This is a genomic window from Aerococcus sp. 1KP-2016 (assembly GCF_002252085.1).
GTDB lineage: Bacteria > Bacillota > Bacilli > Lactobacillales > Aerococcaceae > Aerococcus.
Window position 1 is genome coordinate 1 of record NZ_NEEY01000070.1, and the last position, 6,920, is coordinate 6,920.

6 protein-coding genes and 1 riboswitch are annotated in these 6,920 nt (G+C 41.1%); of the genes, 1 reads left to right on the top strand and 5 read right to left on the bottom strand.

Features of this window, described 5'->3' with window-relative positions; genetic code table 11:
• Positions 1–525 precede the first annotated feature (525 nt).
• Positions 526–909, top strand: coding sequence for a VOC family protein (locus tag B9P78_RS08910; protein WP_094519095.1), 384 nt, complete (start codon positions 526–528; stop codon positions 907–909).
• Positions 910–1,135: 226 nt separating this feature from the next.
• Here the strand turns inward: B9P78_RS08910 and fabV are convergent, their stop codons facing one another.
• The 5 genes from fabV to ribD form a co-directional block, all read right to left on the bottom strand.
• A complete protein-coding gene (gene fabV / locus B9P78_RS08915; RefSeq protein WP_094519096.1) occupies positions 1,136–2,335 on the bottom strand; it encodes an enoyl-ACP reductase FabV in 1,200 nt (399 codons plus the stop codon).
• Between the two features lie 249 nt (positions 2,336–2,584).
• Entirely contained in the window at positions 2,585–3,046 is a 462-nt protein-coding gene (ribE, locus tag B9P78_RS08920; protein WP_094519097.1) for a 6,7-dimethyl-8-ribityllumazine synthase, read from the bottom strand.
• A 37-nt stretch (positions 3,047–3,083) separates the two neighbouring features.
• Entirely contained in the window at positions 3,084–4,277 is a 1,194-nt protein-coding gene (locus B9P78_RS08925) for a bifunctional 3,4-dihydroxy-2-butanone-4-phosphate synthase/GTP cyclohydrolase II (RefSeq protein WP_094519098.1), read from the bottom strand.
• 39 nt (positions 4,278–4,316) lie between these two features.
• On the bottom strand, positions 4,317–4,925 hold the full coding sequence (locus B9P78_RS08930) for a riboflavin synthase (protein ID WP_094519099.1): 609 nt from the start codon (positions 4,923–4,925) through the stop codon (positions 4,317–4,319).
• 2 nt (positions 4,926–4,927) lie between these two features.
• A complete protein-coding gene (gene ribD / locus B9P78_RS08935; protein WP_094519100.1) occupies positions 4,928–6,037 on the bottom strand; it encodes a bifunctional diaminohydroxyphosphoribosylaminopyrimidine deaminase/5-amino-6-(5-phosphoribosylamino)uracil reductase RibD in 1,110 nt (369 codons plus the stop codon).
• Positions 6,038–6,313: 276 nt separating this feature from the next.
• A riboswitch (FMN riboswitch) is annotated at positions 6,314–6,428 on the bottom strand.
• Positions 6,429–6,920 lie beyond the last annotated feature (492 nt).

Consider the following 6,920-nt stretch of genomic DNA (forward strand, 5'->3'; position numbering starts at 1 on the left):
TGTTTACTATTTGAACGCAAAAACTCCCCCCTAAAGTAGATTTACTTTTTTAAGTGTCTACTTTAGGGGGAGCATATCAAAATAGTTCCAACCCCTTTTGCTGTATTGTGAACGAGCTCATTATAGAATAATTCTTGATACTAGAAAATAATGCGAAATTTTATAGTATAAAATTTCATATTATAAATAAATGACCAAAATTATTAAATGGCGGCTTGTTCTTTATAAATAATAAAATCTGTCAAGAATGGGAATATATGCCATAAAAAAATGACATATTTTATAAAACCGCAATTTATTCTTGGTAAAAACGCCTAAAATTATAGAATGGTAGGTTCATTCTCTAATCGACGTTTTCTCAACATGGGTAGGATAACTATCCATCGGTAATTCTCCTTTATTTTTGACTCAAACTTTTTTGTCTAAATTTCTTACTAGATACCTCTTTCCAGTCATGGGTTATGAGGTGAGTCTAAAATACATTCATGTTAGAATGGACTTAGTAAATGATGGAGGATGATATAAATGAAACAAACACTTGTAGAAATTTGCTTACGCGTGAGAGATATCGATGCAACCTTAGATTTTTACACTAATCTTTTTGATTTTGAAATTGCTAGTCGTAGAGATTTTCCGGAGAAAAAATTTGATTTAATCTATTTAAATTCTCCTGGTTCACCCGTACAAATCGAGTTAACTTATAACTATGATGCAGATCCTTACCAAATCGGTGATGGCTTCAGTCACTTAGGTGTCACAGTCGAAGATTTAGAGGCTATGCATGAAATTTGTAAGGCATCTCCATATGAAACTGGTGAATTAAAAGGCTTAACAGATGGTAACCCAACTTACTTCTTCGTTACAGATCCAGATGGTTATCGTATAGAAGTAAAACGCGAAAAAGCCTAAATTTAAAGTATATAGAGTGTGACATGAGGCGTTTAGCCACAACCAGTGGAAGATGCCTGCCGCAGCGCACGCAGTGTGGTGCAAGGTCATCTGAAGTGGGCAGTGGGTTGCCTAATGGAGCACGTTTTATAGAGTGTGACAAAAGTGGTTCAGCTTTCCCCCACTTCAATCTAAAAACAGCAAAAAACAGCCCAACCGAGCGTCTGCTTAGTTGGGCTGTTTCTATTTAAGCTTCTAAACTAGCCAATTCTTCGAAAGTTACCGGTATTTCCACATAACCATCGACATCGAAGCCATTCAGGTTTAGGAATTCATGCATAAAGATATTCCACGCGGTAAAGTCTGTGTTGAAATTATCTTGGTTGATCTGTTCAATCAAGGCTTTTGTTTTCGCTTGAATATCTGGATCTAATTCCCATGCATCCGGACGCATTCGGCCTGCTTCATCGTATACGGCATTATCGCCACAAATCATATCGCGGAAAATGCGGTCAATGTGCATAATTGGCGTTTCGTGTAAGCCTGCATCTGACATGACCTTGTACAGTCCTAAACAATATACTGGGAAAAATGGAATCACTGATGAAGCCTTGGTGGTCACCGCCGTAGCCACCACAACTGTCGCTTGACCCTTTAATGGCGCCAAATCCTCATTAATCAATGCCGCAAAACGGTCGCAATCTGCTTTCGCACGACCTAACGTTCCCTTATTATAATAAGACTCATTCAATTCAGCCCCAAGATAGGAGTAGACCACCGTTTGCACACCTTCAGACAAGACATCGGCCTCACGCAAAGCCGTCATCCATAAACGCCAGTCCTCGCCACCCATAACCTTGACCGTATTGGCAATTTCTTCATCCGTCGCTGGTTCCAACACTTGCTCAAAGAAGGTTTCCTTTTGCAAATTCACATTTGGCCCCACAACCGGCTCACCAATCGCTTTAATGGCCGAATGATACGTTTCTCCCGTTGCAGGATCCGTCCGTATACCAGAAGCAAGCGAGTAAACGACAAAGTCCACCTTGCCCCCAAACTCATTCTTGATGAAATCAATCACTTGCGCTTTGGCCTCATTTGAAAAGGCATCCGCCATCACATTCTTAGCAATCAAGCCCTCAGCTTCAGCCGCTTCACGGAAAAAAATATTATTATACCAACCCGGCTTTCCAAGATTCTTAGGCGTCCGTGGCCCTCCACCATGTGAGACAGAAATCGTATCCGCACCTGCACCAAAAGCCAAATTAATCCGGCTCGCAAGCCCGTACGAAGACGACCCACCAATCACCAGCACCTTCTTCGGCCCAGCATAAGTCCCCTGAGCCTTCACATATTGAATCTGGTTCGCCACCTCTTGCTTCAAGCCCATCGGATTCACCCCAACAAGCACATTACCGCGCATCTTCGCCTCAATCTTCACAGTCATAATTGTTCTCCTATAATTCATCATATCTATATCGTGGTTATTGGAAAAATACATTCACCCTTTTATTATATAGTTTAGATAACTAGCAGTAAAGATGTTTATTACTACAACCCCGACTCATTGAAACACGGCAGCACTTCAGTCGAGGGACTAGCATGCACAAGGGGAAAGAGCCATTGATATGCTTCTACTAAATAGAAGTGAACATCAATGACTCATTTTAAAAATGATTAACTAATAATTGAATGCTTATAACTGTTTTAGTAGATTGGCCATTTCAATAGCAGCAACCGCAACATCGTATCCTTTATTACCGGCCTTGGTACCGGAGCGTTCAATGGCTTGGTCAATTGTTTCAGTGGTTAGGACACCAAATAATACTGGTACCCCTGTAGTTAAGGCTGCTTGGTTCACTCCGTTTGTTACAGCCGAGCAAACATAATCAAAGTGAGCTGTTGACCCCTTGATAACCGCACCTAAGGTAATAATGGCATCATATTTTTGTGATGCGGCCATTTTTTGTGCAACGACTGAAATTTCAAACGCCCCCGGTACCCAGGCTACTTCAATATCATCTTCCTCAAGTCCATGTCTGGTTAAGGCATCAATGGCACCCTCCAATAGTCTAGCGCCTACAAAGTCATTAAAACGTCCAACCACAATCCCAATCTTTAAATCTTGTGCAACTAATTTTCCTTCGTATGTTTTCATATGTATTTTCTCCTTATCTAATGTTTCATATTTGCTGTTAGTAGTTTAAAAGGTGCCCCATTTTCTCGCATTTAACTTCTAAATAATGGCGGTCTTCTGGGAAAACTGGCATTTGAATAGGAATTCGTTGTTCAATGTGAATGCCATAGTGGACCATGCTCTCAATTTTTAACGGATTATTCGTCATTAAATTTATGCTGGTAACACCTAAATCATCTAACATTTGTTTACTTTCATAGTATTCGCGCATATCCACAGGTAATCCCAAGGCTAGATTCGCTTCAATCGTATCGTAACCTTGATCTTGTAAAGCATAGGCCCGAATTTTATTTACGAGACCAATACCTCGACCTTCTTGACTCATGTATAACAGCACGCCACGACCTTCATCAGCAATTTGTTGTAAGGCTGCTTCCAGTTGTTGACCGCAATCACATTTTATAGAGTGGAAGACATCCCCTGTTAAACATTCTGAGTGAATACGTGTCAGAACTGGTTCACCATCATCAATATCCCCCATGACTAAGGCTACATGGTGGTCTCCAGTTATAGCGTTTACGTATGCATAGATGTCAAAATCCCCGTAAGCAGTAGGCAATTTCGCTTGTGATTCGCGCATCATTAATTGTTCATTTGCTTTACGGTAGGCGACTAAATCACTGATTGTGCCAATTTTAAGACCATGTTCCTTTGCCATTTCAAAAAGATCATCACGACGCGCCATTGTGCCATCTGCTTTCATGACTTCACAGCACAAACCAACTGGTGCCATTCCGGCTAAACGGACAAGATCTACGGTCGCTTCTGTGTGTCCATTACGTACAAGTACGCCACCTTCAACAGCCTCTAGTGGGAACATATGACCTGGTCGACGGAAATCTTCAGGACGCGCATCTTCCGCAATTATTTTAATTGCTGTTAAGGAGCGTTCATAGGCTGAAATCCCCGTTTCAGTATCCTTATAATCGATGGATACGGTAAAAGCTGTTGTATGATTATCTGTATTTTCGATACTCATTGGTGGCAAACCCAATTTCTTGGTGTACGCTTTTGACATTGGCATACAAATCAAACCCTTGCCATGTGTTGCCATAAAATTAATGTTTTCTAGTGTCGCAAATTCCGCTGCACAGATTAAATCCCCTTCATTTTCGCGGTCTGTATCATCGACCAAGAGGATATTTTTCCCTGCTTGTAAATCTGCTAATAATTCTTCAATCGTATTAAACATGGTCTTACTTCCTTTCATTTATGTTGCATTGGCCTATCGTTATTTATTTACAGGAGCATCAACAAAACCCAATAATTTTTCTACATACTTACCAATCATGTCGCATTCTAAATTAACGGTGTCCCCGACTGCTTTCTTTAATAAAATGGTTTCTTCTGCTGTATGGGGAATAATTGCTACAGCAAAAGATTGATCATCCACCTTGGCCACTGTAAGACTAATGCCATCAATCGCAATTGATCCTTTTTCTATGATGTAGCGCAACGAGTCAGGACTTGTAGTGACGGTAACCCAAACAGCATTGTCATCTGGACGAAAGTCTTGAATGGTTCCTATCCCATCAATGTGGCCACTCACTATATGCCCACCTAATCGTTTCTCAAAATTCAGGGCTCTTTCTAGATTGATTTTTTGCCCAACTGTTAATTGGCCAAGATTAGAACGGTCTAGCGTTTCCGCCATGACATCCATCTGAAAGGCATCGGAAGTCAACGCCGTCACAGTAAGACATACCCCATTTACAGAGATACTATCCCCAATAATGGTATTTTCTAATATTGTCTCTGCCGCAATCGTCAAAACAGAAGATTTTTCCCCCTTTTGGATGGCTTTGACCTTGCCAATTTCCTCAATAATTCCTGTAAACATCTTTATACCACCTTCCTTTGCACATAACCTTCGATAAATAAATCCTCACCAATCACATGGGTCTTCATGTTGATAATTGGAAAAGCGTCAGCCAAGCGGTCAATCCCTACACCGCCTACTGGAGTCGGGGCACTTGATCCGCCAATTATTTTGGGGGCAATGTACACTTGCACCTTATGCACAATACCTGCAGCTAATGCTGCATAATTTAATTCAGCTCCGCCTTCGAGCAAAATGCTATCGATATTGAGTTCCCCTAGTTTTGTCATCGCTGCTTGTAAATCTACCCGTCCTTGATGAGCCGCCACAGTAATCACCTGCACGCCTTTTTCCAACAAACTAGTCATTTTGCTAGGATTGGCCTTATCAGTCGTGACGATTATAGTTGGCGCATCTTCTTGGTCCTCTAAAATCTGTCGATCCAAGGGCATCCGCAAACTACTGTCAACCACAATGCGCCTTGGATTCTTGCTATTGGCTAGCCGAGCGGTCAATCGGGGATTATCTTTCAACACTGTGTTGATGCCAACCATTATGCCCGTTAAGTGTCCGCGGGTAGCATGCACCTGTTTCCTAGAAGCATCCCCTGAAATCCATTGAGATTCACCGCATGTAGTAGCAATTTTTCCATCCAGACTCATGGCCGTTTTGAGTACCACAAATGGTCGTTTTTCAGTGATAAATTTCATAAAAACCTCGTTTAGTTGTCGACTCTTCTCTGCCAAAACATCAGTCACAACCTCTAGACCCGCGTCTCTTAATTTTTGAATACCACGCCCCGCCACTAAAGGATTCGGATCCAAAGCCCCAACAACTACCCGTTGGATGTGCTTGGCAATTATCAGATCCGCACACGGTGGCGTCTTCCCGTAATGCGAACAGGGTTCTAAAGTAACGTAAATGGTTGCCCCAGCCACATCCTCATTTGCTGAACGAAAAGCATTCACTTCCGCATGATCTTGCCCGTATTGCTCGTGATAGCCTTGTCCAATAATACGATCATCTTTCACAATCACGGCGCCTACCATTGGATTTGGCGCCACCTTGCCACGCCCTTTTTCTGCTAAAGTCAGCGCTACGCCCATATAATATTCATCCGTTTCCTTAACCATGCCTAACAACCCCCATTTCCAAATAAAAAAGCCCTGATCATCAATATCAGGGCTTTTGCATTACAAACGATATCTGTGCAAATGATTTACTAAACAGTCTGGCGAGCTGGAAAAAAGTTCGCCCAAAAAAAACTGATAGTACAAGAAAAGCCCTGGAATAAAGTTCATTCCAGGGCTTACACAATCACTTGTATAATATACAATGCTAAAAGAATTTAAATCAAAGAAACAAAGGGTGTCACATAGACCTTCCTTACATATCTTCAAAATTCTTTATGATGTCTTCTCTTCATCCAGACTTTACTGTCGGCTTCGAAATCTAATCGAATCTACCTTTCGGTTCGTGGGCTATACCACCGGTCGGGAATTCCACCCTGCCCTGAAGACTATTTAATTTTCATAAACTTAATATAGTTTATATGCATTTCTTTGTCAACAACTTTTGATTTTCCAAAAACGATCACTCGTGAACAATCCTTTATTTAAAAGCGGTAATATCCAAAAAAATTAATGTATGTATGTATCATTTACCTGATTCATTCTATTGTATTTATTCAATGTGAAATAAGCGGATAAAGGGTACTATTTACCGAAACAATATCGCTCACTGTGATAAAGCGGTACTATTTTGTCACATAAAACCGCGTTCCGTTAAAAGAGGCTGGGACAAAAGATTAAAATCATAGATTTTTCGTCCTTACAGTGTACGTTCCTTGTGAGCCGTGGGATCATTGAAAGCCAAGGTCTTTCAATTTGAATCGAGCCAAGGTCTCGATTTCATCCTCTGTCACGGCTAAGGAACTACACTTTCAGTCCTTTAACCTGTTCCCATGATATATTTCAATCAAAATTTATAAGAATTTTTCAAAGTAAAAGGCGTACA